At 65.0% G+C, this 223-nt stretch carries 1 protein-coding gene; it reads left to right on the plus strand.

Annotation, left to right across the window (positions count from 1 at the left end):
* On the plus strand, nucleotides 1–223 hold a 223-nt coding region (locus OO54_RS41215; protein WP_033213021.1), incomplete at both ends, for a beta-ketoacyl synthase N-terminal-like domain-containing protein.

Consider the following 223-nt stretch of genomic DNA (forward strand, 5'->3'; position numbering starts at 1 on the left):
GGATCGGGGGTGGGATCTGGGGTCGTTGTTCGATGAGGATCCGGATCGTGCGGGGAGGAGTTATGTCCGTGAGGGTGGGTTCCTGGAGGATGCCGCGGGTTTCGATGCGGGGTTCTTCGGTATCTCGCCGCGTGAGGCGTTGGGGATGGATCCTCAGCAGCGGTTGATGCTGGAGGCGTCGTGGGAGGTCCTCGAGCGGGCGGGTGTCGATCCTGCCGGGTTG

Origin of the sequence: Streptomyces wedmorensis (genome assembly GCF_000716445.1) — a bacterium.
Lineage (GTDB): Bacteria > Actinomycetota > Actinomycetes > Streptomycetales > Streptomycetaceae > Streptomyces > Streptomyces wedmorensis.